The following is a 23,819-nucleotide window of genomic DNA, read 5'->3' as shown; positions in this document are numbered from 1 at the left end:
TTCCCATGGAAACAGTCAGCAATCCCGCCACTGCGGCCCGGGTGCTCGCCGTCCGCGTGCTGTCCGTCAAGCCGGTGGGTACGACGGCGGTGCTCGCCCAACTCTCCGGGCTCCACGATGTGCTGGCCCTGCAGGCCCTCCTGCTGGAGCAGCCGCTGCCGGGCCAGGTGGACGTCCTGGCCGCCGCCGAAACCGTGATGGTCAAGGCGGACTCGCCGGCATCTGCGCGGCGTATGGTCGCACGGCTGCTGGAGATGGACCTGGCGGTCCAGTCCCACGCCGAGGGCAAGCTGGTCACCATTGAGACCGTGTACGACGGCGAAGACCTCGCCGAGGTGGGGCGGCTCACCGGCCTGGGGGCCGAGGGAGTGGTGGCCGCCCACACGGGACAGATCTGGACAGTGGCTTTCGGCGGCTTCGCCCCCGGCTTCGGCTACATGGTGGGGGAGAACCAGGCGCTGGAAGTCCCGCGCCGGAGTTCGCCCCGGACCGCGGTGCCCGCCGGTTCCGTGGCCCTGGCCGGCAACTACTCCGCCGTCTATCCCCGGAAATCCCCGGGCGGGTGGCAGCTGATCGGCCGCACCGCCGCCCGCATGTGGGACCTCAGCCGGGAGCAGCCGGCCCTGGCCGCGCCCGGCGACCGGGTACAGTTCCGGGCCGTGCGGGAGCTCGTGGAGGTTGCCGCGCCGGGCTCCGAAATCCCGCTGGCAAAGAGCCCTGACGTCCGGTCCGGGCTGCGGATCCTCTCGCCGGGACTCCAGAGCCTGATCCAGGACCTGGGCCGCTCCGGCCACGCAGGCCTGGGCGTCTCCTCCGCAGGTGCCCTGGACCGTTCCTCAGTGCGCCGCGCGAACCGGATCGTGGGCAACCAGCCCTCGGCCGCCGTCGTCGAAACCGTTGCCGGCGGGCTGCGCGTGCAGGCCGTGGGCGACCAGGTGCTGGCAGTGGCCGGCGCGCCGTCGGCACTCACTGTGGTGACGCCGTCGGACGTTCCGGACTCAGCGGACGCCGACGGCGGCCTGCCGGAGCGGGTGCGCGAGGTGCCCATGGCCACCGCGTTCGCCCTGCTCGACGGCGAGATCCTGACCATCGGTGCGCCGGAGCGCGGCTTCCGCAGCTACCTGGCCATCCGCGGCGGCGTGGAAGCCGAGGCCGTGCTGGGCAGCCGCTCCACGGACACCATGTCCGGAATCGGGCCTGCGCCGCTGGCCGCCGGGCAACTGCTGGGCGCCGGCGTGGCCACCGCCTCCAATGTGGTGGGCAATCCCGAGCTGCAGCCCGACTTCCCTGATAACGGGGTGACGGTCCTGGACATTGTCCCCGGACCGCGCGATGACTGGGTCGACGCCGCCGCCCTCGAATCGCTGTGCAGCCAGGACTGGGCGGTCACTCCCCGCTCCAACCGGGTGGGCATGCGCCTGGCCGGCGAGCCGCTGCGCCGGAGCCGGGACGGGGAACTGGCCAGCGAGGGCACCATGGCCGGTGCACTCCAGATTCCGCCCGAGGGCCAGCCCGTGCTGTTCCTGGCCGACCACCCCATCACCGGCGGCTATCCCGTGATCGGCGTGGTGGTTGACCACCAGCTGGATCTCGCCGCGCAGATTCCCATCGGCGGGTCCATCCGGTTCCGCTGGGCTCCCGGCTACGGGCTGCCCGCCAATGCTTCCCCTGATATTTCTTCCCCAGACAAAAGATTCCCAGACAAAGTGAGCAACTGATGCGTAAGGTTCTGATCGCCAACCGCGGAGAAATCGCTGTCCGCATTGCCCGGGCCTGCGAGGACGCCGGGCTCGAATCAGTCGCGGTGTACGCGGACGTGGACGCCGATGCCATGCATGTGGGCGCCGCCAGTGAGGCGTACAGCCTGGGCGGCAACGCGCCGTCGGACACGTACCTGAACATCCCCAACCTCCTGCGCGTGGCCGCTGAATCCGGCGCCGACGCGGTGCACCCGGGCTACGGCTTCCTGTCCGAGAACGCTGACTTCGCCCAGGCGGTCCTCGACGCCGGCCTGACCTGGATCGGCCCCACGCCGGAGGCCATCCGGCAGCTGGGCAACAAGATCACCGCCCGCGAGATCGCCGTCCGCGCCGGTGCCCCCTTGGTGGCCGGCAGCGACGGTCCGGTGGCATCAGCCGCCGAGGCGCGAGCCTTCGCCGAAGAGCACGGCCTCCCCATTGCCATCAAGGCGGCCTTCGGCGGCGGCGGACGCGGACTCAAAGTGGTCCGCGAGATGGACCAGATCGAGGAATCCTTCGACTCCGCGGTCCGCGAAGCAGTGGTGGCCTTCGGCCGCGGCGAGTGCTTTGTGGAGCAGTACCTGGACCGGCCCCGGCACGTGGAGGCGCAGGTCCTGGCGGACCAGCACGGCAACGTGGTGGTGGTGGGAACGCGCGACTGCTCGCTGCAGCGCCGGCACCAGAAACTGGTGGAGGAGGCGCCCGCGCCGTTCCTCACCGAAGAGCAGACCCGGCAGATTTACGACGCCGCCAAGGCAGTGTGCCGCGAGGCCTCCTATTCAGGGGCCGGGACGGTGGAGTTCCTGGTGGCCGCCGACGGCACCGTCGCATTCCTCGAGGTAAACACGCGCCTGCAGGTGGAGCACCCCATCACGGAGGAAACCACCGGGGTGGACCTGGTCCAGGAGCAGTTCCGGATCGCGGCCGGCGAGCCTCTCCGGCTCACCTCGGATCCCGCACCGCGCGGCCACTCGTTCGAGTTCCGGCTCAACGCCGAAGATGTGGGCCGGGGCTTCCTGCCATCGCCCGGGATTATCGCCAGGTTCAGCGGCCCCACCGGGCCGGGCATCCGGCTGGACTCCGGCGTCCGCTCGGGGTCCATCGTGGCGCCGCAGTTCGATTCGCTTCTGGCCAAGCTGATCGTGACCGGCGCCGATCGGCAGCAGGCGCTCCGCCGCGCCCGGCGTGCGCTCGCCGAAATGGAAATCACCGGTGTGGCCACGGTCCTGCCGTTCCACCGTGCCGTGGTGGCCGCTCCGGACTTCACCTCCGAAACCGCATTGGGGATCCACACGCGCTGGATCGAGACGGACTTCGCCGATTCCATCGCAGCCGATCCGGAGTTCGGCACGGCCGTTCCGGACGGTGCGCGGCGCACCATCACCGTTGACGTCGATGGCCGGCGCCTCGCCGTCGGGCTTCCTGCTGCCTTGCTGGATGGCTGGGCGCGCTCCGGTGCGGGGGTTCCGTCCGGCGTTTCCCTGGAAGGGGAGTTCGACGGCGGCGCTGTGGTGGGTGCCGCCAATCCCGGTGAGCTGCGCGCGGACATGGCCGGGACAGTGGTGAAGTGGCTCGTGGAACCGGGCGCCGAAGTGGCGGCGGGGGACCCCGTCGTCGTGCTTGAGGCGATGAAGATGGAAACCCAGGTGGCCGCCCACCGTGCCGGGACGGTTACTGACGTCCGTGCGGAGGCCGGCGGGGTTGTCAACGCCGGGTCCGTGCTCGCCCTGATCAGTTAACTGCAACGCGGGGTCACATTACGCTCAATCCGGGGACAGAATCGGGCGTGATGTGACCCCGCGTTGCTTCTGCCGACGCCCCGGCGTGCTTCCGCTGAGTGGGAGTGTGCCGTTGCCACGGGACCGCTTCACGGGCACGCTGGGTGGATGACAAAGCTGCAGCCTGCCGCCAACCACTCGGGCCTGGACCCCGCGGAACTGGCTGCAGCGATCGAGCCGGACCCGGCTGGCGTGATCGGGCTCGAGCCCGGTCTCGCCGCGATCTGGGAACTGGCGAAGCCCCACCTCAAGGTCCGGGACAACGATGCCCACACGCTTTACGCCCTTGGGCTCGCCAGCGCACTGCTGGACGCGCACCCGGAAGCCGATGCCGCCGTCGTGCTTCCCGCGATCATGCTGCACGATATCGGCTGGTCCCAGGTGCCGGCCGACGGCGTCCTGGCGGCGATCGCGCCCGGCGGCGGCAGACCGGACCTGGTGCTGCTGCACGAGAAGGAAGGTGCGCGGGTCGCCGCCGGAATCCTGGCGAAGTGCGGCTACGACCCGGCAAAGATTCCAGCCATTCTGGAGATTATCGACGGGCACGATTCCCGGCGCGAGGCGCTGTCCATCGAGGACGCCATCGTCAAGGACGCGGACAAGACCTGGCGGCTCAGCCCGCACGGCATCGACACCGTGATGGACTGGTTCGGGCTCGACCGGGGACAGGCCCTGCGGCTGTGCAGCCAGCGCGTCCATGGCCACCTTTTCACCGCCGAGGCGCAGGCCATGGCGCGGGCGCTGTCCGCGCTGGAATCGGTGACCCTGTGGCCGCAGCGGCAGCACCTCCTCACTGGAAGCCGGGGCGACGGCGGGGCTGCCGTCTAGACTCGGATTCGGGCGCCGCGGGGCGCTCCGAAGCAGAGCGTCCGGAACGAGGAGGGCACCATGGCCGGCGGCAGCCGCGAACCCGGACGCACCGTGACGTCCAAGGTGCTGGCCATCCTGGAGGCCTTCGAGAAGTCACGAGGCGCCCTGAGCCTCAGCGATATCGCGTCCACGTCTGGTTTGCCGCTCAGCACAACGCATCGGCTGGTGAACGAACTGACCGACTGGGGCTTCCTCTCACGCGAGCCGAACGGCCGCTACCAGCTGGGCATCCGGCTCTGGGAACTGGCCCAGAACACCGGACGCCAACTCCGCGATGCGGCCCGTCCATACATCCAGGACCTGTTCTCGCTGACCGGCGAGACCGCGCACCTGGCCATCCGGGCGGGGCATGAAGTCCTCTACATCGACCGGGTCTACGGTTCCAAGCGGGTGCCCCGGGCTTCCCGTGTTGGAGGCCGCCTGCCGATGCACGCCACCGCCGTCGGAAAGGTGATCCTCGCGTTTGAGGACGACTGGGTCCGCGACGCCTACCTCAACCGCGACCTCGAACGGCCCACCGCCCACACCCACATCGACCCGCGCCGTTTTGCCGAGGAGCTGGTCCAGATCCGCGAGCAGGGCTACGCCACCACGTTGGAGGAGGTCCGGCTGGGCTCGTGTTCCATCGCCGTCCCGGTGTTCCACACGGGCAGGATCGGGGCGTCCATCGGCCTGGTGCTGCCGACCTCCCAGGCTGCCACGATGACCCGGCACCTCCCTGTCCTGAAGGGCATATCCGCGCAGATCGAGCGGGCCACCGCGCGGATCCCGTTGGAGACGCTGATCGGGGTGCACCGTACAGGGAAGGAATGACCGCGGCTCCCGTTTCTCCGGTCGGAAGTGTGGTTGCTGGTTTATCTGCGTTCGGTCGTCATCCGCAATCAGGGATGACGGGAACCGTTACTAGAGTGAAACGGACGGGAACTTTTTCCATTGGCGGTGGAAGCGGGCTTCCGATTCCACGGCGATGACTTGTTCCAGCGCGTGCAGGCGGCCGTAGCTGAATCCGTTTTCGCCCTGCTTGAACGCCCTGGCCGCGAGCCGGCGAAGCAGGTCGCGGGTGACGACGCTGTCGTGGTGATCGCCCAGGATTTTCTGCACGCCATGGGCGGCTTCGGCCAGGCGGCCGGCCTTCTTAGGGCTGATGGGCATGGCGGTCTCGGCGGCATACCGCAGCCTTTTGCCGTCTTTCCGCGCTTCGTGCAGGGCAGGATCGTCGCCGGTGCCGGCCGGATGCCTCTTGGCCTCCCGGACAGCAGTGCGCAGGCGCTTGATATCGCGGTTGACCAGCCGGGGGACCACTTTCCGTGCGGGTTTGGACGCGAGCGGGGCCAGCTCCGGGGAGGCCAGCAGCGACTCGAGCGCGTCGAGGAGGCGGAAATAGCGTGGCCTGTCCAGCGACTTCAAGACCTTGGTGTGGGCCTTCTGGTAGTTGGCTCCGAGCTCAATACCGATGCGGCGGATAACGGGTCCCATGACGAGCCGTCCCGGTTCCTCGCCGATTATGTCCTTGAGGCGGGCGTGCATGACTTCGGCGTCGCGGGCCTCACCGAGCACGCCGGCGAGCCATTTCAGTTCATCCCGGAGAGCGTTCACGGAGTCCGGGTCGCCCATCAGTTTCCGGTAGGTCGCCAGCACCGAGCGCATCCTGCGGGTGGCGACGCGCATTTTATGGACCGCGTCGGGGGTGTCCAGCCTGACCAAGGGGTCCTGTGCCTTGAGCTCGCGGACCTGTTCTCCGAGGTAGGCGAGCATGACATCCCCCGCGGGGCCCTTGGGTTTTGGCTCCAGGGTGATATCCCGGGACTCATTCGGATCCAGGCCGAGGGCGCGCGCCAGTTTGGAGTGATGGGCGGAGGGCTGGACGCCGGCGGCTGCCAGCCAGTTCTGGCCGGCATCGAGCAGTTCCCGGGAGCCCTCGACGAGTTCGATCTCCCACTCACGCCAGTGACGCACGGCCCGTTTGGGCGCCAGCGTCTCGGCCTTCACCTGGTCATCGCTGACGTTGGCAAGAACGGCACCTTGAGCATCCAGGAGACGGCGCTCGATGCGTCTGGTCTCCAGCTTTGCAACCGGACCAACAGCGTGCTCCCTGGTGTGCACCTGAACAAGCCTCAGCAGGGATTCGGGGACGCCGTCCGAAGCCTCTCCGAGCGGTTCGCGGAATTCTGTCCGCTCGTCCTTGGCCGAGGGCAGTTTCAGATGCCATCCGGCGTCGTTACCGCCTGTTCGTCGGCGGAGTGTGATCTGCCCTGACGTCAGGCGAAGGTCCTTGGTGTCGAAGTACTCGGCCTCCAGCCGATGCTCTACGGGGTTATCGAGCCGGTGAACCCCGGGCAGGCCCTGCAGAGGCGGGAGGAGGGCCGAATCCTTGACGTCAAACTTGCGTTCAATCTCAAGTGCATCCGTCGCGGCCATAGCAAAGTCTACGTCCGGGGCAACCGGCAGGACAGAAGAAGCTGTTAGGCCGAGGTGCCCGCGGAATTCACCCGCGCTTGGTGGACCTGTCCTGCTCGAGCTGGTGGCCCGCCGGGGATTACTGGTCGGGGGAAGGGTCCTTGAGTGCCCGGTGCAGACGGGTGCGGGCACCGTTCTCCACCAGGGTTGGTACGTAGGTGCGAATGCGTCCGCTGTCCAGGCCGTGGTATTCCTGGCCGACAATCTCGGTGATCAGTGTCCGGGGCGCCTCTGGGTAACGGACCGCAAGCCGCTCCACGACGCGATTGACGAGGTGTTCTTCAGTTTCGTCATCCATCAGCCCAGTGTGAGTCCGGCCGCCGACGCCGTCAAGAAGGCTCAACCGCACGCAGATTCCCTTCCGCTCAGTGGAAGGCCGGCCTATCCACCCGCCGGTGATGTGGACCACACTGGTGCTTAGAAAGCCCGCCACCCTCAGGGAGTGCCGGGCGGAACCAAGAGACCAGGAGTCCAGATGTCATCGTCGACAGATACGGCCGGCCGCTGTCCCTTCGGGTACGGCGCCGAAGCCCCCGCCGGGCACCACGGCTACGAGCCCTTCCAGATGAAGGACCCCTTCACCGCCTACGCCGAACTCCGGGCCGAGCAGCCCGTCATGTTTGATGAGCGCGTGGGCCTGTACGTTGTCTCCCGCTACGACGACATCAAGGCCGTGTTCGAGGACTGGGAGACCTTCTCGAGCGAAAACGCCCAGGCGCCCGTCCGCGAACGCGGGGCCGCCGCGAAGAAGATCATGGAAGACGGCGGCTTCACCGCCTACTCCGGCCTCTCAGCCCGCCGCCCGCCGGAGCACACCCGCATCCGCGCCGTGGTCCAGAAGGCCTTCACGCCCCGCCGCTACAAGGCGCTGGAGCCCTTCATCAGGGAAAACGTCGTCAAACTGCTTGAGAAAATGCTCTCACGGGAAGAGTGCCGTGGCGACCTGGTCAAGGACCTCGCCTATGACGTCCCCACCATCACCATCCTGACCCTGATCGGCGCCGACGTCTCCCAGGTGGATACCTTCAAACGCTGGTCCGATTCCCGGGCTGCGATGACCTGGGGCGACCTCAGCGACGAGGAACAGATCCCGCACGCCCACAATCTGGTGGAGTACTGGCAGGAATGCCTGCGCCTGGTCCGGGTAGCCCACGAGCAGGGCGGCGACAACCTCACCGCAGACCTCGTCAAAGCCCAGCAGGACGGCGCGGAGATCTCAGACCACGAGATCGCCTCCGTCCTCTACAGCCTGCTCTTCGCCGGCCACGAAACCACCACCACGCTGATCTCCAACGCCCTGCGCGAGCTCCTTGCCCGCCCCGAGCAGTGGCAGCAGCTGGTAGCGGACCCCAAGAAGATCCCCGCAGCCATCGACGAGGTCCTCCGCTATGCAGGGTCGATCGTCGGCTGGCGCCGCAAGGCCCTCAAAGACACCGAAGTGGGCGGGGTCCCCCTCGAGGAGGGCTCGCAGCTGCTGCTGCTGATGGGTTCCGCAAACCGCGACGAAAGCAAATTCGAAGCCGGCGAGGACTTCGACATCACGCGCCCGAACGCCCGCGAGCACCTCTCCTTCGGCTTCGGAATCCACTACTGCCTGGGCAACATGCTCGCCAAGCTCCAGGCCAAAATCGCGCTCGAGGAAGTTGCCCGGCTCGCTCCGGAGCTGCAGCTCGAGGACCCGGAAGGCATCGCCTTCCGCGAAAACCTTTCCTTCCGTGTCCCCGAGACCGTTCCCGTCAGCTGGAAGGCCTGAGAAATATGCAAAGCAACGAATATATCCAGTTCTTCGACGGCGGCATCGAACCGAAGCTCGAAAACCTTGGCGGCAAGGGTGCATCCCTGGTCACCATGACCTCCGCGGGAATGCCCGTCCCGCCGGGATTCGTGGTCACCACCGCCCAGTTCGATACGTTCATGGAGGAAGCCGGCATCACCCGGCACATCCACCAGCTCCTGGCCGATCTGGACGTGGAGGACATGAACCAGGTGGACAAGGTCTCCGCCGCCATCCGCGAGGACATCTGCTCCCGACCGGTCCCGCAGGCCATGCGAGAACTGACCATCACCGCCTACGAATCGCTGATGGCCCGATTCGACGCGCCCGTCCCGGTGGCCGTCCGCTCCAGCGCCACCGCAGAAGACCTGCCGGACGCCTCCTTCGCCGGCCAGCAGGACACCTACCTCTGGCTCGACGGCGTCAAAGCGGTCACCGAGCACATCCGCCAGTGCTGGGCCTCGCTCTACACTTCCCGGGCCATCATCTACCGCCTGAAGAACAACATCCCCAACGAGGGCCTCTCCATGGCCGTCGTGGTGCAGAAGATGGTCAACTCCCGGGTTTCCGGCGTCGCCATCACCATGGACCCCACCAACGGGGACCGCTCCAAGATCACCATCGACTCCTCCTATGGCGTGGGCGAAATGGTGGTCTCCGGCCAGGTCACGCCGGACAACATCCTGCTGGACAAGGTCACGCTCGCCGTCGTCAATGAACACCTCGGCGACAAGCACGCCGAACTCGTCCCGGACGCCGGCGCCAAGCGCCTGGTGGAACGCGAGGTCGACGACGAACGCCGCGGCCGCCGCAGCCTCACCGATGCCGAACTCACCGCCGTCGCCCAAATGGCCAAACGGGCCGAGAAGCACTACAAATGCCCGCAGGATATCGAATGGGCGCTTGACGCCGACCTGCCGGACGGCGAAAACCTGCTCCTGCTCCAGTCCCGCCCGGAGACCGTGCACTCCTCCAAACCGGCTCCGCAAACAGCCCCGCTGCCGGTTGTCTCCGGCGGCTTCTTCAGCGGCTTCAGCGCCATCGTACCCAAGCAGTCCGTTTAGCTTCCGCAGTCCCTGCCAGTCCCGTTCCACACACCAAGGCTCACCGCTGAGCCCGATGAAAGGACCGCCATGTCCCTGAAGTCCTTCCCCAAACCCTCCGAGCTCACGGTCCCCGCGGGCGCCGAGGGCTGGGAAAAGATCTACCCCTACTATCTGGTCTTCCAGGACAAGCTCAAGGAGCAGGAGGACGCCAAGTTCTGGTTCTGCGACAGCCAGCACTGGCCCACCGTCTTCAAGCCGTTTGAGACCATCGGCGGCGAATTCGCGGTCAAGTGCCTGGGCCAATACAACGCCCGGCACCTGATGATCCCCAACGCCAACGGCATCGAATTCCGCATCCACCTGGGCTACCTCTACATGTCACCCATCCCGGTGCCCGAGGAGCAGATTGCGGCGCGTGTTCCCCTGTTCGAGCAGCGGGTGGGCCACTACTTCCAGAACTGGGAGCGGCTGCTCAAGGAGTGGCACGTCAAGGTCAAGGGCACCATCTCGGAGATGGAAACCATCTCCTTCCCCAAGCTCCCGGACATGGTCCCCATCGAGGACATCACCTCAGGCAAGGGCAAGGACGGCTCCGAGAAGCTGCTGGAAAGCTACGACCGCCTGATCCAGCTGGCCTACCAGAACTGGCAGTACCACTTCGAGTTCCTGAACCTGGGCTACATCGCCTACCTGGACTTTTTCAACTTCTGCAAGCAGGTCTTCCCCAACGTCCCGGACCAGTCCATCGCCACCATGGTGCAGGGCGTGGACATGGAACTTTTCCGCCCGGATGACGAGCTCAAGGGCCTCGCCAAGCTCGCGGTCGAGCTCGGGCTGCAGTCCCACTTCGGGAACACGGACGACGTCGATGCCACCCTGCGTGCCATCGCTTCCGCTTCCGGCGGGGACCGGTGGATCGCCCAGTACAAAGGCGCGAAGGACCCGTGGTTCAACTTCACCGTGGGCAACGGCTTCTACGGCCACGACAAGTACTGGAACGAGCACCAGGAAATTCCGCTCGGCTACATCGCGGACTACATCCGCCGCGTGGACGAGGGCCAGGAAATCATGCGCCCCGTCGAGGCCCTGATCGTGGAACGCGACCGCATCATCGAGGAGTACCGCGACCTGCTCGAAGGCGACAACCAGGCCATTTTCGACGCCAAGCGCGGCCTGGCAGCCACCGCCTACCCGTACGTGGAGAACCACAACTTCTACATCGAGCACTGGACCATGGGCGTCTTCTGGCGCAAGATCCGCGAACTCTCCCGCATGATGCACGCCGAGGGCTTCTGGACCGAACCGGATGACCTGCTGTACCTGGGCCGCAACGAGGTCCGCGACGCACTCTTTGACCTGGTCACCGGCTGGGGCGTCGGCGCCAAGCCGATCGGCCCGGACTACTGGCCGGAGGAGATCGAACGCCGCCGCGGCATCGTGGACGCGCTGAAGACCGCCCGTCCCGCCCCGGCACTGAACACTCCGCCGGAGTCCATCACCGAACCGTTCACCCGGATGCTCTGGGGCATCACCACCGAGCAGGTCCAGCAGTGGCTGGGTGCCGGCGAAGCGGTGGCAGGCGGCGGGCTGCGCGGCATGGCAGCCTCGCCCGGTGTGGTGGAAGGCCTGGCCCGCGTGGTCACCGACGCCGACCAGCTCTCCGAGGTCCAGCAGGGCGAGATCCTGGTGGCCACCGTGACGGCACCGTCCTGGGGACCGATCTTCGGCAAGATCAAGGCCACCGTCACGGACATCGGCGGCATGATGAGCCACGCCGCCATCGTCTGCCGGGAGTACGGACTGCCCGCCGTGACCGGTACGGGTTCCGCGTCCACCACCATCAAGACCGGCCAGCGCCTCCGGGTGGACGGGACGAAGGGCACCGTCCAGATCCTCGACGCCGACGACGAGCTGGTTGCCACCGGACCGGGCGCCCACAGCCACAGCCATGTCTGAGCTGAATATGCCCAGTGCGGAATATAGCGGAACAGGCCAGGGCGGGCAGCCTGTCCGCACCGTCCTCATCACCGGTGCCGCCGGCGGCCTGGGCCGGGCGTTCGCGCTCGGCTTCGCCGGCCGCGGCTACCGGGTGGCCGTGGCGGACATCAACCTCGAAGGCGCCGAGCAGACAGCGAAACTCGTCCGCGAAGTGGGCGGCGAAGCATCCGCCTTCTCCGCAGACGTCACCAGCGTCGAATCCACCGAAGACCTCGCGAAAAGCTGCGCGGAGTTCGGCAACGGGAGCATCGACGTCGTCCTTAACAACGCCGCGGTGTACGCGGGGGTGACCCGCAGCCCGTTCGAGGACATTGATCCGGCCGAGTGGGACCTGGTGATGAACGTGAACCTCAAGGGCCCCTGGCTGGTGACCCGCGCCGCGAGCCCGTACCTGCCCGAGGGAGGCCGCGTCATCAACCTCTCCAGCGCCACCATCTACAGCGGCTCCGAGCAGTGGCTGCACTACGTTGCCTCCAAGGGCGGCGTGGTGGCCCTGACCCGGGTGATGGCCAAGGAACTGGGCCGCCGGGGGATCACGGTCAACGCGATCGCCCCCGGCTTCACCCTCACCGAGGCCAGCTACGGGCTGATGGAAAACGCCGAGAACTACGGCGTGGACCGCGGCGCCATCAAGCGGGCCAGCCAGCCCGAGGACATTGTGGGCGCCGCCCTGTTCCTCGCCGGACCGGACAGCTCCTACTACACCGGCCAGACCATGGTGGTGGACGGCGGCCGGCAGTTCATCTGACCAGCCTGCTCCTTTCACCCCAACGAACTTCAATCACAAGGAGGACCAATGCCAACGGTTCACTTCACCGACGCCGAAGGCGCCGTACGCGACGTCCAGGGCAACGTGGGCGACTCGGTCATGGAAACCGCGGTGCGCAACGGCGTCCCCGGGATCGTGGCCGAGTGCGGCGGCTCGCTGTCCTGTGCCACCTGCCACGTCTTCGTCCGGGAGGACTGCGTTTCCCAGCTCCCGCCGATGGAGGACATGGAGGACGAAATGCTGTACGGCACCGCAGTGGACCGGCAGGACAACTCCCGGCTGTCCTGCCAGCTGCGCCTGACGGATGAGATCGAACTGTTCGTCACCACCCCGGAAACCCAGGTGTAGCCGTGGGCACGCAGACAGCGGCGCAGCCGGCTACTGACACAACCAGCGCCACAACCGGTTCCGTCCCCACCCGCACCGGCCTCCTCATCATCGGCGCGAGCCAGTCCGGGGTGCAGCTCGCGGTCTCGCTGCGGGCCCTGGGCTTCGACGAGCACATCACGCTGCTCGGCGACGAGGACCACCGCCCGTACCAGCGGCCGGCCCTGTCCAAGGAGTTCCTGCAGGGCACGGTGCAGAGCGAATCCCTGATCTTCCGCTCCAACCAGTACTGGGCCGAGCACAACGTGGAGCTGGTCAAGGGCGAATACATCGTCCGGATCGACAAGGAAGCGGACGGTTCCGGGGTGGCGCATGCGTCCTCCGGCCGCGAGTTCCCCTTCAAGCGGCTGGCCCTCACGGTCGGCGCCCGTGCCCGGAAGCTGGACATCCAGGGCGGGGATTTGGACGGTGTGCTGTACCTGCGCAACGCCGACGACGCCCTGGCGCTCAAGGCCCGGGTGGGCGATGCCACGGATGTGGTGGTGATCGGCGGCGGGTTCATCGGCCTCGAAGCCGCCTCCAGCCTGCAGAAAATGGGCAAGAACGTCACCGTGCTCGAGTTCGGTCCGCGACTGGTTGGCCGGGCAGTGGGGGAGGAGACCGCAGAGTACTTCCTGCAGGCGCACCGCTCCCGCGGTTTGGATATTCGTCTGAACACGAGTGCGGCTCGTTTTACCGCGGATGCCGCCGCAGGTGAAAAACAGACTTCCGTCGCCGCCGTCGAGCTTCAGGATGGCACGGTGCTGCCCGCGCAGATCGTGCTGATCGGCATCGGCGTTATCCCCAACACCCAGCTCGCCGAACAGCTGGGGCTCGCCGTGGACAACGGCGTGGTGGTGGACCGCTTCGCCCTGGCCTCGGACGGCACCACCGTTGCGGTGGGGGACGTTGCCAACATGCCCAACCCTGTCCCCGGCTCCGAACCGGGGGAGCGGATCCGGCTGGAAAGTGTCAACAATGCCATCGAACACGCCAAGGTGGCCGCCTATTCACTGACTGGGCGCCGCGAGGAATACGCCGGCATCCCGTGGTTCTGGTCCAACCAGGCCGACCTCAAGCTGCAGATCGCGGGCCTCTGCAACGCCTTCGACCAGACAGTGCTCCGGCGCGATGAGGAACGCGGGAAGTTCAGCGTCCTTTACTACCGCCAGGGCCGGATCATCGCCGCGGACTGCGTCAATGCGCCGCTGGACTTCATGGCCGTCAAAAACGCGCTGGCCAAGGGACAGAACATCCCGGCAGACGCCGCAGCGGATCCTGCCACCCAACTCAAGACCATCACCACGGACAGCTGACTGCACTCAGATGCAGGTTGGCCCACCCGAAGGAGCATTATGAGCACCCCCAAGACTCCGGTCGCCGAGGCGCAGACCGGCGCTGCCGATCCGGCCGCTGACGCGCCGAGCGCTGACGCGCTGGCCGAGGCCTTCGCCGCCGAGTACAGCATCCGGCCTGTTCCGGCTGCAGGACCGGTGGACACCTCCGCCATCTGCAACACCCCCGCGGCCCTTGAGGAGCTCGACGCGCTGTGGAGCGCCGTTGTCCACGAAACCCGCACGCGCGGCAACGATATCCACCTGCCCATCTCCCTCGCCTTCGCCGAACGGCTCTGCCGCGCCTACCCCGACGCCGACGCCGAACTGGTGCGGGTCTCCACCCTGCTGCACGACACCGGCTGGGCCCACGTGGACGAATCCCGGATCATCTCCGAAGGCTTCTCCGGGGACTGGCGCAAGGCGGCCATCCGCTATGAGCACGAGCAGCAGGGCTGTGAGGTGGCGCGGCGGGTGCTGCCCGGCCTGGGCTATGGAACGGAATTCGTGGAGCGCGTCTGCGAAATCATCGACGGCCATGACACCCGCCTGGTGGCCCGTTCCCTGGAGGACGCCCTGATGCGCGACGCCGACAGGCTATGGCGGTTCGACCGTGCAGGGATCGCCCTGGCGTCCTCGTGGTTCGCCATGGACCCGGCCACCTACACCGACAGGCTCGCCACCGAAATCGTGCCCGAACTCATCACCCAGGCGGCCGTCGACATGGCTACCGCCGACCTTGGCCGTTCCAACGCCCTGCTGAAGACGGCGGTGATCCGATGACCTCCGCCACGCATGACGTCCCCACCCATGACGCCCCGGCCCTGACTGCCCGGACCGCACTCTCGCTGCCGCACACCCACGTGGACACGATCTTTGTCGACGGAGCCTGGCTGCCCTCGCGGGGCACTGGCCGGAACCCTGTCACCGACCCCGCTACGGGCGAAGTCTGGGGCTCTGTTCCGGACGGGACTCCGGAAGACGTGGACGCCGCCGTCGGCTCCGCCCAGCGGGCGTTCCAGGGGGAGTGGCCACGGCTGACCCCGTCTGGGCGTGCCGCCTACCTGATCCGGATTGCCGAGGAAGTGGAAAGGCGGGCGGAGGAGCTGTCGCTGACCAACTCGCGGGAAAACGGCTCGCCGGTGTCCGAATCCGGCGGCGCGGCCGCCAACGCGGCCGGTATTTTCCGCTACTTCGCGACGCTCGCCGAGTATCTGGAACGTGAAGACGTCCGCCCCTTCCCGCGCGGCGGCGGGGAATCCGTGGTCCGGCGCGACCCGCTGGGTGTCTGCGCTCTGATCGCACCGTGGAACTTCCCCATCAACCTCGTTGTCATCAAGCTGGCTCCGGCATTGCTGGCCGGCTGCACCGTGGTGATCAAACCGGCGTCGCCCACGCCGCTGTCCATCCGGGTGATCATCGACGCCGTCGCTGCGGCCGGTGTACCCGCAGGCGTGGTCAACCTGGTCACCGGCTCCGGCAGGCTGGGGGATGTGCTGGTGAAGCACCCCGGCGTCGCCAAGGTGGCGTTCACGGGTTCGACGCCGGTGGGCCGGAAGATTGCCGCGGCCTGCGGTGAGCTGCTGCGCCCGGTCACCCTGGAACTGGGAGGGAAGTCCAGTGCGATCGTGCTGCCCGACGCGGATCTGGACGCCATGTCCGAGGTGCTGATCCGGTCCTCCATGCGCAACACCGGCCAGACCTGCTACATCTCCACGCGGATCCTCGCCCCGGCGAGCCGCTACGACGAGGTGGTGGACATGGTCACGGCCACCATCGCCGCCGGGAAGCAGGGTGATCCCCTGGAGCCCGATACCGTCTTTGGCCCCTGCGCCACGGAGTCCCAGTACCGGACCGTGCTGGAGTATGTGGAATCGGGGCTGGCCGAGGGGGCCCGGGCAACCACCGGCGGCCGTGCTGCCTCACTGGGCGGCGGACTGGAGCAGGGCTATTTCGTGGAGCCCACGGTGTTCGCCGACGTCACGCCGGACATGCGGATCTCACGCGAGGAGATCTTCGGGCCGGTGATCACCATCCTCAAATACGACACTGTCGATGAGGCTGTGGCCCTCGCCAACAACACGGAGTTCGGGCTGGGCGGCCTGGTGTTCGGCTCCGATCCTGACGCGGCTCTGGCTGTGGCGGACCGGATGGACACCGGCTCTGTGGGCCTGAACTTCTTCGCCTCCAACCACGCCGCACCGTTCGGCGGCCGGCACGACTCCGGCCTCGGCACGGAATACGGGATTGAAGGCCTGAACGCCTACCTCAGCTACAAGTCCATCCACCGCAAGGCCTAGCCAGCAGACCCCACTGCACGTTCCAGAAACAGCAACGCGGGGTCACTTCTCGCCCAATCCGGGGCCCACATCGGGCGCGGAGTGACCCCGCGTTGCTTTGGTGGGGCGGCGCTCAGGCCGGTGCGGGTCTCAGTCCGTTGGGGTGGGCGCCGCGACCCGGGCCCGGACGACCCGGACGCAAAATGAACGACGGCGGCCCCCCATGGCCGGCCGCCGTCGTTCATTCAACTGCTGGGCGAGCCGTAAAGCGCTCGCGTTCCGCTTCCTACGGTGCAGAGGATGCGGTGGTGTAGGCCTGCTGGATCACGGAACCCCAGTACGGACCGTACATTTTGGTGGATTTGCTGCCGTAGCCGTAGCTGTTGATCGAGTTCTGGTACCCGCTGGAGCTGGTGCCGATGAACCAAGGGCCGCCTGAAGAGCCGCCGGTCATGTTGCAGGGGATGCCCTGGGAGTTGAACTGGGGGTTGTAGGGATCGTTGGTGGCTGTGCCGGTGCAGCTCTTCAGGGATTCCCCGTTGAACGGCGGCGCTGCGGGATAGCCGAATGCCTTGTAGGCGAGGCCGCGGGCCGCGTTGAACTGTACGCCGGAGGCCCCGACGACGTCGGCGAGGTTGCGGCCGTTCAGCTGGGAAACCACGGCGAACCCGGTGTCATACTGCATGTTGCCCGAAGAGCTCCACTGTGTGGGGGCGTAGAGGGCTTTGGCCGTCCACTGGCCGTAGGGTGCCGTGCCGTTGAGGTAGGCGGGAACAAACGTGAACCGTGTTGCGAAGGCGCCGGGGCCTTCATTAAGGCAGTGACCGGCGGTGGAGACGGTGTTTTTGTTGGTGGAGGCGACCGAGTTTCCCGAGCAGACGTAGTTTGTTCCGCCCAGGGTGAAGAAGACCTTGCCGATGTGCGGCACGGGACTTTCGCTGGCGTTGGCTTTCTGCTCGACTTTCGGGGCCGAACCCTGGACCTTGCTCTCTGCTGCAGGGGCCTGGCGTTCTTCGACATCTGCCTTGTTGGCTTTTTGCCGGTCCAGTGCCTTCTTCGCCAGGACATCCCCGGGGATCGCCGCGCGCATTCGCTCCGGCGTCCAGTATCCCGCTTCCGCGGAGTCGGCGACTTTTGAGCTGCTAACGCCGCGGGATTCATCGTTCTCCGGCGCCGGAGGCGCAGCCGTGGCTCCTCCTGCCGAGCAAAGGGCGAGCAACGCGGCTGTTGAGAGGCTCATGAGGCTTGTGGCCAGAGTCCTGGTAATTGTCATAGTTTCCTCTTCGGGCGCAAGCAGCGGATCTAGATGTGATCCGCTAGGGGATGGTAAGAATTTAGTCGGCTATGACAAGTTTGTAAACAGTAATACAAAGCGAGTCGTTTATCATTGCCACCGGGAATATTTGCCGACCGAAACAGCGATGCTTAACCGGGGAAGGTCCGGCCGGTGTTGCCACCGGCCGGACCCCTTTAAGATTTTTCCTGGATTAGTCCACGTGGTTGGACAGCGCAACCAGGACGCCGGCAAGTGCAAAGTACTTGTTGCTGCCGAGATCGCGGACCGTCTTGATCCCCAGTCCAGCGAGAAGTTCGGCGTGCTTTTCCGTGAGGCCGGCCAGGGCCGACGGCGGAGCGTCGAGAACTTCCTCCAGGCTCAAGTTCTCAAAGCTCTTGTCGAGTTTCTTGCCCAGCTCAATTGAAACGGCCATGATCATCCTTTGCTCGAACAAACCAACAGTCATAACCCGGCAGCTTTGCCTGGTCGTCAGGGTCCGGGATCTTCCCCGGGCCGTTGTTGGCAAGGCTAGCCCAGGGTTTGCGGGCGGGACAGGATTTCCAGGAATTTTCTCAGGGACGTGACTCCTGGCGTCCCGGCACGGCTTGTCCTTGGGGTGCCCGGGCGATGTCCTGGATCCGCTCAGTAGCGGCCCAGCTGGCGAGCAGGCGGAGGCGTTCATCGGACGGGGAACCGGGGATGGCGGGGTAGACCGTCAAGGTGAATCCGGGGTCTTCGGCGAGCTCCATAGCCTCGTAAGAGAGCTCGAGTTGCCCCACCACAGGGTGGCGAAAAACTTTGGTGCCTGCATAGTGGCGCCTAACGTTGTGGGCAGCCCAGCGGGACCGGAATTCCTCGCTCCGCATCGACAGCTCGGCCACGAGGTCGGACAGCCGCTTATCCAAGGGGTTCCGCCCGCTCTGCGTGCGCAAGATGGCGACGTTGGTGTCGGCAGCCAGCTCCCAGTTGGGATAGAACTCCCGGGCTTTGGGGTCCAGGAAGATGAAGCGGGAATGATTGGCCGGGCGTGCCGGTCCGCGGTACATCTCCGAGTAGAGGGCGTAGGCCAGCTGGTTCGCCGCCACGATATCCATGTGATGGTTGCCTATGAATGCCGGGGCTCCCGTAATGGAATCAAGCATGAACTGCAGGGCAGGGCGGACGGCCCCGCTCTGGAGGGGACGCCGCTGGGTTTTGCTTGCCGGGCCGGAGGCGCGGGTGAGGTTGTAGAGGTGATCCCGCTCGGCCTCATCGAGGTTCAATGCCCTGGCGATGGCGTCGAGGACGCTTTCCGAGGTGCCGGCCAGGTTTCCGCGCTCAAGCTTGGTGTAGTAATCCACGCTGACGCCCGCGAGCATGGCGACCTCTTCGCGGCGCAAGCCGGGGACCCGCCGTCGTCCGCCAAAGAGCGTCAGCCCCGCCACTTCCGGAGTGATTTTGGCCCGTCGCGATGCGAGAAACTCGCGGATTTCCGTCCTGTTATCCACTCATCCACGCTACCCCGGAGTGCCTGGGCTGAGGGAGGTACTGCCAGAACCCGGATAAGCAGAGCCCTCGCTGGAACTGTCGGGACCGTGTTGCATGGAAAGCGAAACCACACCTGACCCATGAACGGAGCCCTTATGACCGCCGTCGACACTCCGACGCCCGTCCGGCAGCAGACCGTCGGCCGTCCCCTGGCGATCGTCCTGGGCCTGCTGACAATTTTCGGTCCGATCTCCATGGACCTGTACCTGCCTGTCCTTCCGGCGCTCACCGCCGGCTTTCAAAGCACGACGTCGGTGGCCCAGTTAACCATCACGGCCTGTCTGCTCGGCCTGGCCATCGGCCAAGTGATAGCCGGGCCGCTTTCGGACCGCTTGGGCCGACGGACACCGCTGCTCATCGGCGTCCTTGCCTACACGCTCACATCTGTACTTTGCGCGGTCAGCCCGACCATCGAAACCCTTATCATTGCCAGGTTCGTCCAGGGGCTGGCAGGCGCCGTCGGCATTGTGATCGCGCAGGCTGCCGGGCGGGACGTCTACTCGGGCGGCAAGCTGCTTCGCTACTACGGGCGCCTGACTGTGCTGGGCGGACTTGCGGCGATCATCGGCCCCGTCATTGGCGGGCAACTCGCAACCGTGGCGGATTGGCGCGGAGTCTTCCTGTTCCTTGCCGCCGTGGGTGTGGCCATACTCCTGGCCTCGGCGGTGATTTTCAAGGAGACCCTGCCCGCTGACCGGCGGGTGGCCGGTGGATTCGTGCACACGCTGAACGACTTCCGCCGGCTGCTCGCCGACCGGGTGTTCGTTGGTGCGGTGCTGATCACCGGCTTCACCTACTCGGCAATCTTCGCGTACCTAAGCGGAGCCACCTACATCCTGCAAGGCATGTACGGACTCTCCCCGCAGGGCTACTCGCTCGCGTTTGGCCTGAATTCGCTCGGCTTCATGGTCTTTGGCTTTATCGCCGGGCATCTGGCGGAGCGGTGGTCCGAACAGGGAACCCTCACCGTGGGCCTGATCCTGACTGCGTCCGGCGCCCTGGGTTTGCTCGCGACCGCACTCCTGCACCTGCCCCTGACCGCCATCGTCCTGTCCCTGTTCACGATGGTCAGCGGCGTGGCCGTCACCAGCCCGCCGGCGACGTCGCTTGCGCTGAAGGAATATCCGGACATCGCCGGCACGGCCTCCTCGCTGCTTGGGCTGGCCCGGTTCGCCTTCGGCGGCCTCGCCGCGCCCCTGGTCGGCATCGGCGGCGCCAACGATGCGGTTCCCTTCGGGACGGTCTGCTGCGTTGCAGCAGCGGCTGCGGCTCTTTGCCTGGGGCTCGTCAGGGGGCGGCAACCACACGCCGGGCCGCAAATCCCGTGAGCACAGCCACGGTGGCCGCCATCAGCAGTCCCGCCAGCGGGTAGACGGCGAACAGGACCGGTACCGGGGTGCCTTCGTCAATGAAGGGGGACGGCGCGAAGGTCCACAGGAGGCCGAGGGCCCAGGCGCCGGCGTTGACCGGGATCCAGAACGCCGTGCGCCTCGGTGGGACGAGTCGGCGCAGGACCAGCCACTGGAGCGTCGGGATCGACAGCAGCAGGGCGGACCCAAGCACGGCGACAAGGACGAGCACTCCGGGCGAGGCGAAATCGATGCCGCCCAGAGTGCTGGGGAGCATCCCGATCGACCAGGCGACGGCTGCCCCCGCCGTCGTCGCGAGTATCCAGCGCGCCCGGGGAACCGTCGGTCCGAATCCGACAGACTGGCCGAATCCCAGGAGGCAGCCCTCGCATGCGCCGGCCAGCACCATGGAGGGATAAACGACGCCGGCCGGCGCGGCGAGGAGGGCCAGGATGCCGAGCGCTGTGGCGGGGATGGCAAACCCCGCGGCTTCCGCAAGGGTCACGGACGCGAACCAGCGGCGGAGGAAGGCGTCTGCGGCCACGTCAGGTGGCGCGGTCCACTGCCGCCAGGATGGCCCGGGCAAGCTCGGCCGGTTTGGTGAACTGGGGCCAGTGGCCGGTAGGCAGGTCAACGAATTCGACGTCGCGGATGCGGGCCAGTTCGGCGGTGAAGGGGTGGCCGGCGTCAATCCATTCCTGCAGCAGCGAGGACGGGAACTGGCAGGTGATCACCGTGGCGGGAACCTCGTACCGGCGGACATCGTGCAGGCGCTGTCTGCCGTAGGCAACCCCCTTGGGTTCCGGGATGGCGCGGGCACGGAAAGCTTCGCGGAGGTCGTCGGTGAGATCCACCAGATCAGCGTCCTCGAAGCCGTCCCACGGCGGAAACGGGACGTCGTCGCCGCGTGCCGGCAGTTGGTCATTGATCACGCCCCCCTCACCCAGGGGACCGCTGTCCACGTAAATATTCCGTGCCACGCGGTCAGGCCGTGCGTCCGCCACCCCGTGGATGACCGCACCGCCACCGGAGTGCCCCACCAGGACCACTTTGCCCTCCAGGGCATCCACTGCTTTGACGACGGCGTTGATGTGGTCCTTGAGCGTGATGCCGGCCCGCTTTGCGTCTTTCGATTCAAGGCCGGGGAGGGTGAGCGGATGGGACGTGTGCCCCGCCGCCTCCAGGGCGGGCGTTACCTTCTCCCACGACGAGGCGTCCAACCAGAAACCGGGTACCAGGATGATGTCCATGACGGCACCCTACTCCGGGGCGCTGACAGCGGGTAGGGCCGGTCGACCGGTTCAGGCTTGGCTCAAGGAGACCGCACGACCGGCGGGCTGGTCATCTCGGCCAGGAAGGACAATAATTGTTAGCAAGACTAATTAGCACTGCTAACAATGTTCTACGGAGACCCAAGGCCATCATGACCACGAACAGCCAGATGAACCCCGAATTGCGCCTCAGCCTCCAGCCGGACGTCCTGGCCATCGACCTTCGGACTGCCGTGATGCGCACCTCCCGCCGGCTCCGCATTGAGGCAACCGGGGATGTCATCACGCCGGGCCAGTACACGGTCCTCGCCCACCTCCGCGCCAAATCCCAGACCCTCCGCGAACTGGCAGACCAGGAGCACGTCCAGGCGCCGTCGATGACCCGGATCGTCAATGCGCTCACGGATCAGGGCTTCGCGTCACGGTCACCCCATCCGGAGGACGGCCGTCAGGTGAAGGTGAGCATCACTCCCGCCGGTGAGGCCGTGCTGGCCGAGGCCCGCAGCCAACGGACGGCATGGTTGGCCCAACGCGTCGCGGGGCTCAGCGAAGAGGACCGCCGAACCCTCAGCCGCGCCGCCCACATCATGCAGGAGCTGAGCGCCAGATGAGTGCAATGTTCCAGGCACTCGAAAACCGCAACTACCGGCTGTGGGCGGGCGGGGCGCTCGTGTCCAACATCGGCACCTGGATGCAGCGGATCGCCCAGGACTGGCTTGTGCTGACCGTTCTCACGGAGAATTCAGGCACCGCCGTCGGCATCACCACGGGACTTCAGTTCCTCCCCATGCTCCTGCTTGGTCCGTATGCGGGAGTGCTCGCTGACCGCTACCGCAAACGCGTGATCCTGCTGTGGACGCAGACAGCCATGGGCGTGGTGGGCCTCCTGGTGGGAATCCTGGTGCTGACCGGCACCGCGCAGCTGTGGCAGGCGTACCTGGCGGCTCTCTGCCTCGGACTGGCCAGCGCGACTGATGGACCGGCGCGCCAGGCGTTCGTCTCCGAACTGGTCGGTCAGAAACACGTCGCCAACGCGGTGGCACTGAACTCGGCGTCGTTCAACACGGCACGGCTCACCGGACCAGCCCTAGCCGGCCTGCTCATCGCGTGGATCGGCACAGGTCCAGTGTTCCTGCTCAATGCGGCGAGCTTCGCCGCCGTCCTCCTTTCCCTGTGGCGGATCCGGACCTCAGAGCTGGCCCCTTCAGACCCGGCGGTCCGCGGCAAGCATCAGGTAGCAGAGGGCCTGCGCTACGTCCGTCAGCGGCCGGACCTGGTGCTCATCCTCGCCATGGTGGGGATCCTCGGTGCCTTCGGCATGAATTTCCCCATCATCAACGCGCTGATGTCCACCGCGGAATTCGGGATGGGCGCGGGCGAATTCGGTCTCCTGGGCTCCGTCATGGCCGTCGGGACGTTGGCTGGAGCACTTCTTGCTGCACGCAGGTCCGGCCCGCGGCTGCGGTTCATGCTCGGCGGGGCCCTGGGCCTGGGACTGTTCACGCTGATAGCCAGCGTATCGCCGTTCTTCTGGCTCTATGCCGCCGTCCTTATCCCGGTAGGGCTGGCCGCCATGACCTTCCTGAACAGCTGCAACATCAGCATCCAGCTCTCGGTGGATCCCCAATTCAGGGGCCGGGTTCTCGCGCTCTACCTTGCAGTCCTGCAGGGCGGCACCGCCTTGGGCGCGCCGCTGATGGGGTGGATCGGCACGGAGTTCGGCGCGCGCTGGTCGGTGGCCGCCGGCGGCTCGGTGGTGCTGCTGACCGGCCTGATCTCGGTAATCATTGTCAGCAGGAGGAGTGCCCTGACTTTTCCGCAGCAACTTCGGACTGTGATCGTGCGGAAGCGCGCACCCAACCGGCGCATCCAGGGCCCTGAGGGTGCCGGCCAGGCTGAGGGCATTTAATGAACGTACGACGGCGGGAACCTCCCGCCGTCGTACGCCTCTTTACCCGCCAAAACCTGTCCGAGCCACATCGTGCT

The 23,819-nt window shown here is 66.7% G+C and carries 22 protein-coding genes; 15 read left to right on the top strand and 7 right to left on the bottom strand.

Annotation, left to right across the window (positions count from 1 at the left end; all coding sequences use genetic code 11):
- Positions 1-5 precede the first annotated feature (5 nt).
- The 4 genes from ACS5PJ_RS06870 (at position 6) to ACS5PJ_RS06855 (ending at position 5,200) form a co-directional block, all read left to right on the top strand.
- The gene (locus tag ACS5PJ_RS06870; protein ID WP_439434180.1) at positions 6-1,718 is read left to right on the top strand and encodes a 5-oxoprolinase subunit B/C family protein; all 1,713 of its coding nucleotides are present in this window, start codon (positions 6-8) and stop codon (positions 1,716-1,718) included.
- A complete protein-coding gene (locus ACS5PJ_RS06865; RefSeq protein ID WP_439434179.1) occupies positions 1,718-3,478 on the top strand; it encodes an acetyl/propionyl/methylcrotonyl-CoA carboxylase subunit alpha in 1,761 nt (586 codons plus the stop codon). Before ACS5PJ_RS06870 ends, ACS5PJ_RS06865 begins: the two co-directional genes overlap by 1 nt.
- A 147-nt stretch (positions 3,479-3,625) precedes the next feature.
- On the top strand, positions 3,626-4,345 hold the full coding sequence (locus tag ACS5PJ_RS06860) for an HD domain-containing protein (RefSeq protein WP_439434178.1): 720 nt from the start codon (positions 3,626-3,628) through the stop codon (positions 4,343-4,345).
- Positions 4,346-4,405: 60 nt separating this feature from the next.
- The gene (locus ACS5PJ_RS06855) at positions 4,406-5,200 is read left to right on the top strand and encodes an IclR family transcriptional regulator (protein WP_439434177.1); all 795 of its coding nucleotides are present in this window, start codon (positions 4,406-4,408) and stop codon (positions 5,198-5,200) included.
- Positions 5,201-5,290: 90 nt separating this feature from the next.
- Here the strand turns inward: ACS5PJ_RS06855 and ACS5PJ_RS06850 are convergent, their stop codons facing one another.
- Together ACS5PJ_RS06850 and ACS5PJ_RS06845 are read right to left on the bottom strand one after the other, a co-directional pair.
- Entirely contained in the window at positions 5,291-6,805 is a 1,515-nt protein-coding gene (locus ACS5PJ_RS06850; protein WP_439434176.1) for a CYTH and CHAD domain-containing protein, read from the bottom strand.
- 118 nt (positions 6,806-6,923) lie between these two features.
- Positions 6,924-7,142, bottom strand: a complete 219-nt coding sequence (locus tag ACS5PJ_RS06845) for a three-helix bundle dimerization domain-containing protein (protein ID WP_439434175.1) — start codon at positions 7,140-7,142, stop codon at positions 6,924-6,926.
- Between the two features lie 177 nt (positions 7,143-7,319).
- On the opposite strand from ACS5PJ_RS06845, the gene ACS5PJ_RS06840 reads away from it, so the two are divergent.
- From ACS5PJ_RS06840 to ACS5PJ_RS06805, 8 genes are all read left to right on the top strand, one after another.
- Positions 7,320-8,597, top strand: coding sequence for a cytochrome P450 (locus ACS5PJ_RS06840; protein WP_439434174.1), 1,278 nt, complete (start codon positions 7,320-7,322; stop codon positions 8,595-8,597).
- Positions 8,598-8,602: 5 nt separating this feature from the next.
- Positions 8,603-9,682, top strand: a complete 1,080-nt coding sequence (locus ACS5PJ_RS06835; RefSeq protein WP_439434173.1) for a PEP/pyruvate-binding domain-containing protein — start codon at positions 8,603-8,605, stop codon at positions 9,680-9,682.
- A 69-nt stretch (positions 9,683-9,751) separates the two neighbouring features.
- On the top strand, positions 9,752-11,620 hold the full coding sequence (locus ACS5PJ_RS06830) for a PEP-utilizing enzyme (protein ID WP_439434172.1): 1,869 nt from the start codon (positions 9,752-9,754) through the stop codon (positions 11,618-11,620).
- The gene (locus tag ACS5PJ_RS06825; protein WP_439434171.1) at positions 11,613-12,410 is read left to right on the top strand and encodes an SDR family NAD(P)-dependent oxidoreductase; all 798 of its coding nucleotides are present in this window, start codon (positions 11,613-11,615) and stop codon (positions 12,408-12,410) included. The genes ACS5PJ_RS06830 and ACS5PJ_RS06825 overlap by 8 nt, the downstream gene beginning before the upstream one ends.
- A gap of 48 nt (positions 12,411-12,458) precedes the next feature.
- Positions 12,459-12,779 carry a 2Fe-2S iron-sulfur cluster-binding protein gene (locus tag ACS5PJ_RS06820; RefSeq protein ID WP_439434170.1) on the top strand — a complete coding sequence of 107 codons (321 nt, stop codon included), beginning with the start codon at positions 12,459-12,461 and terminating at the stop codon, positions 12,777-12,779.
- Between the two features lie 2 nt (positions 12,780-12,781).
- Positions 12,782-14,113 (top strand): NAD(P)/FAD-dependent oxidoreductase, encoded by a 1,332-nt coding sequence (locus ACS5PJ_RS06815; protein ID WP_439434169.1) that lies wholly within the window; start codon positions 12,782-12,784, stop codon positions 14,111-14,113.
- 39 nt (positions 14,114-14,152) lie between these two features.
- Positions 14,153-14,914 (top strand): HD domain-containing protein, encoded by a 762-nt coding sequence (locus ACS5PJ_RS06810; RefSeq protein ID WP_439434168.1) that lies wholly within the window; start codon positions 14,153-14,155, stop codon positions 14,912-14,914.
- Complete coding sequence (locus ACS5PJ_RS06805) at positions 14,911-16,431, top strand: aldehyde dehydrogenase family protein (protein WP_439434167.1); 1,521 nt, start codon at positions 14,911-14,913, stop codon at positions 16,429-16,431. Before ACS5PJ_RS06810 ends, ACS5PJ_RS06805 begins: the two co-directional genes overlap by 4 nt.
- A gap of 265 nt (positions 16,432-16,696) precedes the next feature.
- On the opposite strand, the gene ACS5PJ_RS06800 is transcribed toward ACS5PJ_RS06805, so the two are convergent.
- From ACS5PJ_RS06800 to ACS5PJ_RS06790, 3 genes are all read right to left on the bottom strand, one after another.
- Positions 16,697-17,683 carry a trypsin-like serine peptidase gene (locus ACS5PJ_RS06800; RefSeq protein ID WP_439434166.1) on the bottom strand — a complete coding sequence of 329 codons (987 nt, stop codon included), beginning with the start codon at positions 17,681-17,683 and terminating at the stop codon, positions 16,697-16,699.
- A gap of 214 nt (positions 17,684-17,897) precedes the next feature.
- Positions 17,898-18,119, bottom strand: a complete 222-nt coding sequence (locus ACS5PJ_RS06795) for a hypothetical protein (RefSeq protein WP_108597682.1) — start codon at positions 18,117-18,119, stop codon at positions 17,898-17,900.
- A gap of 139 nt (positions 18,120-18,258) precedes the next feature.
- On the bottom strand, positions 18,259-19,173 hold the full coding sequence (locus ACS5PJ_RS06790; protein ID WP_439434165.1) for a helix-turn-helix transcriptional regulator: 915 nt from the start codon (positions 19,171-19,173) through the stop codon (positions 18,259-18,261).
- A gap of 120 nt (positions 19,174-19,293) precedes the next feature.
- Between ACS5PJ_RS06790 and ACS5PJ_RS06785 the strand changes: the two genes are divergently transcribed.
- Positions 19,294-20,541 (top strand): multidrug effflux MFS transporter, encoded by a 1,248-nt coding sequence (locus tag ACS5PJ_RS06785; protein WP_439434164.1) that lies wholly within the window; start codon positions 19,294-19,296, stop codon positions 20,539-20,541.
- Here ACS5PJ_RS06785 and ACS5PJ_RS06780 read toward each other — a convergent pair.
- Together ACS5PJ_RS06780 and ACS5PJ_RS06775 are read right to left on the bottom strand one after the other, a co-directional pair.
- Positions 20,501-21,106: a hypothetical protein gene (locus tag ACS5PJ_RS06780; RefSeq protein WP_439434163.1), complete on the bottom strand. Its 606-nt coding sequence runs from the start codon at positions 21,104-21,106 to the stop codon at positions 20,501-20,503. The genes ACS5PJ_RS06785 and ACS5PJ_RS06780 overlap by 41 nt on opposite strands.
- 1 nt (position 21,107) lies before the next feature.
- Positions 21,108-21,812, bottom strand: coding sequence for an alpha/beta fold hydrolase (locus ACS5PJ_RS06775; RefSeq protein WP_439434162.1), 705 nt, complete (start codon positions 21,810-21,812; stop codon positions 21,108-21,110).
- 173 nt (positions 21,813-21,985) lie between these two features.
- Here ACS5PJ_RS06775 and ACS5PJ_RS06770 point away from each other — a divergent pair, with 173 nt between their 5' ends.
- Together ACS5PJ_RS06770 and ACS5PJ_RS06765 are read left to right on the top strand one after the other, a co-directional pair.
- Positions 21,986-22,444, top strand: coding sequence for a MarR family winged helix-turn-helix transcriptional regulator (locus ACS5PJ_RS06770; RefSeq protein ID WP_439434161.1), 459 nt, complete (start codon positions 21,986-21,988; stop codon positions 22,442-22,444).
- The gene (locus tag ACS5PJ_RS06765; RefSeq protein WP_439434160.1) at positions 22,441-23,742 is read left to right on the top strand and encodes an MFS transporter; all 1,302 of its coding nucleotides are present in this window, start codon (positions 22,441-22,443) and stop codon (positions 23,740-23,742) included. Before ACS5PJ_RS06770 ends, ACS5PJ_RS06765 begins: the two co-directional genes overlap by 4 nt.
- Positions 23,743-23,819 lie beyond the last annotated feature (77 nt).

The organism is Pseudarthrobacter cremeus (assembly GCF_051857465.1).
In the GTDB taxonomy this organism is placed as follows: Bacteria; Actinomycetota; Actinomycetes; order Actinomycetales; family Micrococcaceae; genus Arthrobacter.
Note: the sequence above shows the minus strand (reverse complement) of the source record. Positions and strands in the feature narration are given on the sequence as shown.

Coding starts and splice junctions, on each gene's coding strand:
- ACS5PJ_RS06870 (WP_439434180.1), top strand. CDS start 6: ATGGAAACAGTCAGCAATCCCGCCACTGCGGCCCGGGTGCTCGCCGTC.
- ACS5PJ_RS06865 (WP_439434179.1), top strand. CDS start 1,718: ATGCGTAAGGTTCTGATCGCCAACCGCGGAGAAATCGCTGTCCGCATT.
- ACS5PJ_RS06860 (WP_439434178.1), top strand. CDS start 3,626: ATGACAAAGCTGCAGCCTGCCGCCAACCACTCGGGCCTGGACCCCGCG.
- ACS5PJ_RS06855 (WP_439434177.1), top strand. CDS start 4,406: ATGGCCGGCGGCAGCCGCGAACCCGGACGCACCGTGACGTCCAAGGTG.
- ACS5PJ_RS06850 (WP_439434176.1), bottom strand. CDS start 6,805: ATGGCCGCGACGGATGCACTTGAGATTGAACGCAAGTTTGACGTCAAG.
- ACS5PJ_RS06845 (WP_439434175.1), bottom strand. CDS start 7,142: ATGGATGACGAAACTGAAGAACACCTCGTCAATCGCGTCGTGGAGCGG.
- ACS5PJ_RS06840 (WP_439434174.1), top strand. CDS start 7,320: ATGTCATCGTCGACAGATACGGCCGGCCGCTGTCCCTTCGGGTACGGC.
- ACS5PJ_RS06835 (WP_439434173.1), top strand. CDS start 8,603: ATGCAAAGCAACGAATATATCCAGTTCTTCGACGGCGGCATCGAACCG.
- ACS5PJ_RS06830 (WP_439434172.1), top strand. CDS start 9,752: ATGTCCCTGAAGTCCTTCCCCAAACCCTCCGAGCTCACGGTCCCCGCG.
- ACS5PJ_RS06825 (WP_439434171.1), top strand. CDS start 11,613: ATGTCTGAGCTGAATATGCCCAGTGCGGAATATAGCGGAACAGGCCAG.
- ACS5PJ_RS06820 (WP_439434170.1), top strand. CDS start 12,459: ATGCCAACGGTTCACTTCACCGACGCCGAAGGCGCCGTACGCGACGTC.
- ACS5PJ_RS06810 (WP_439434168.1), top strand. CDS start 14,153: ATGAGCACCCCCAAGACTCCGGTCGCCGAGGCGCAGACCGGCGCTGCC.
- ACS5PJ_RS06805 (WP_439434167.1), top strand. CDS start 14,911: ATGACCTCCGCCACGCATGACGTCCCCACCCATGACGCCCCGGCCCTG.
- ACS5PJ_RS06800 (WP_439434166.1), bottom strand. CDS start 17,683: ATGACAATTACCAGGACTCTGGCCACAAGCCTCATGAGCCTCTCAACA.
- ACS5PJ_RS06795 (WP_108597682.1), bottom strand. CDS start 18,119: ATGGCCGTTTCAATTGAGCTGGGCAAGAAACTCGACAAGAGCTTTGAG.
- ACS5PJ_RS06785 (WP_439434164.1), top strand. CDS start 19,294: ATGAACGGAGCCCTTATGACCGCCGTCGACACTCCGACGCCCGTCCGG.
- ACS5PJ_RS06775 (WP_439434162.1), bottom strand. CDS start 21,812: ATGGACATCATCCTGGTACCCGGTTTCTGGTTGGACGCCTCGTCGTGG.
- ACS5PJ_RS06770 (WP_439434161.1), top strand. CDS start 21,986: ATGACCACGAACAGCCAGATGAACCCCGAATTGCGCCTCAGCCTCCAG.
- ACS5PJ_RS06765 (WP_439434160.1), top strand. CDS start 22,441: ATGAGTGCAATGTTCCAGGCACTCGAAAACCGCAACTACCGGCTGTGG.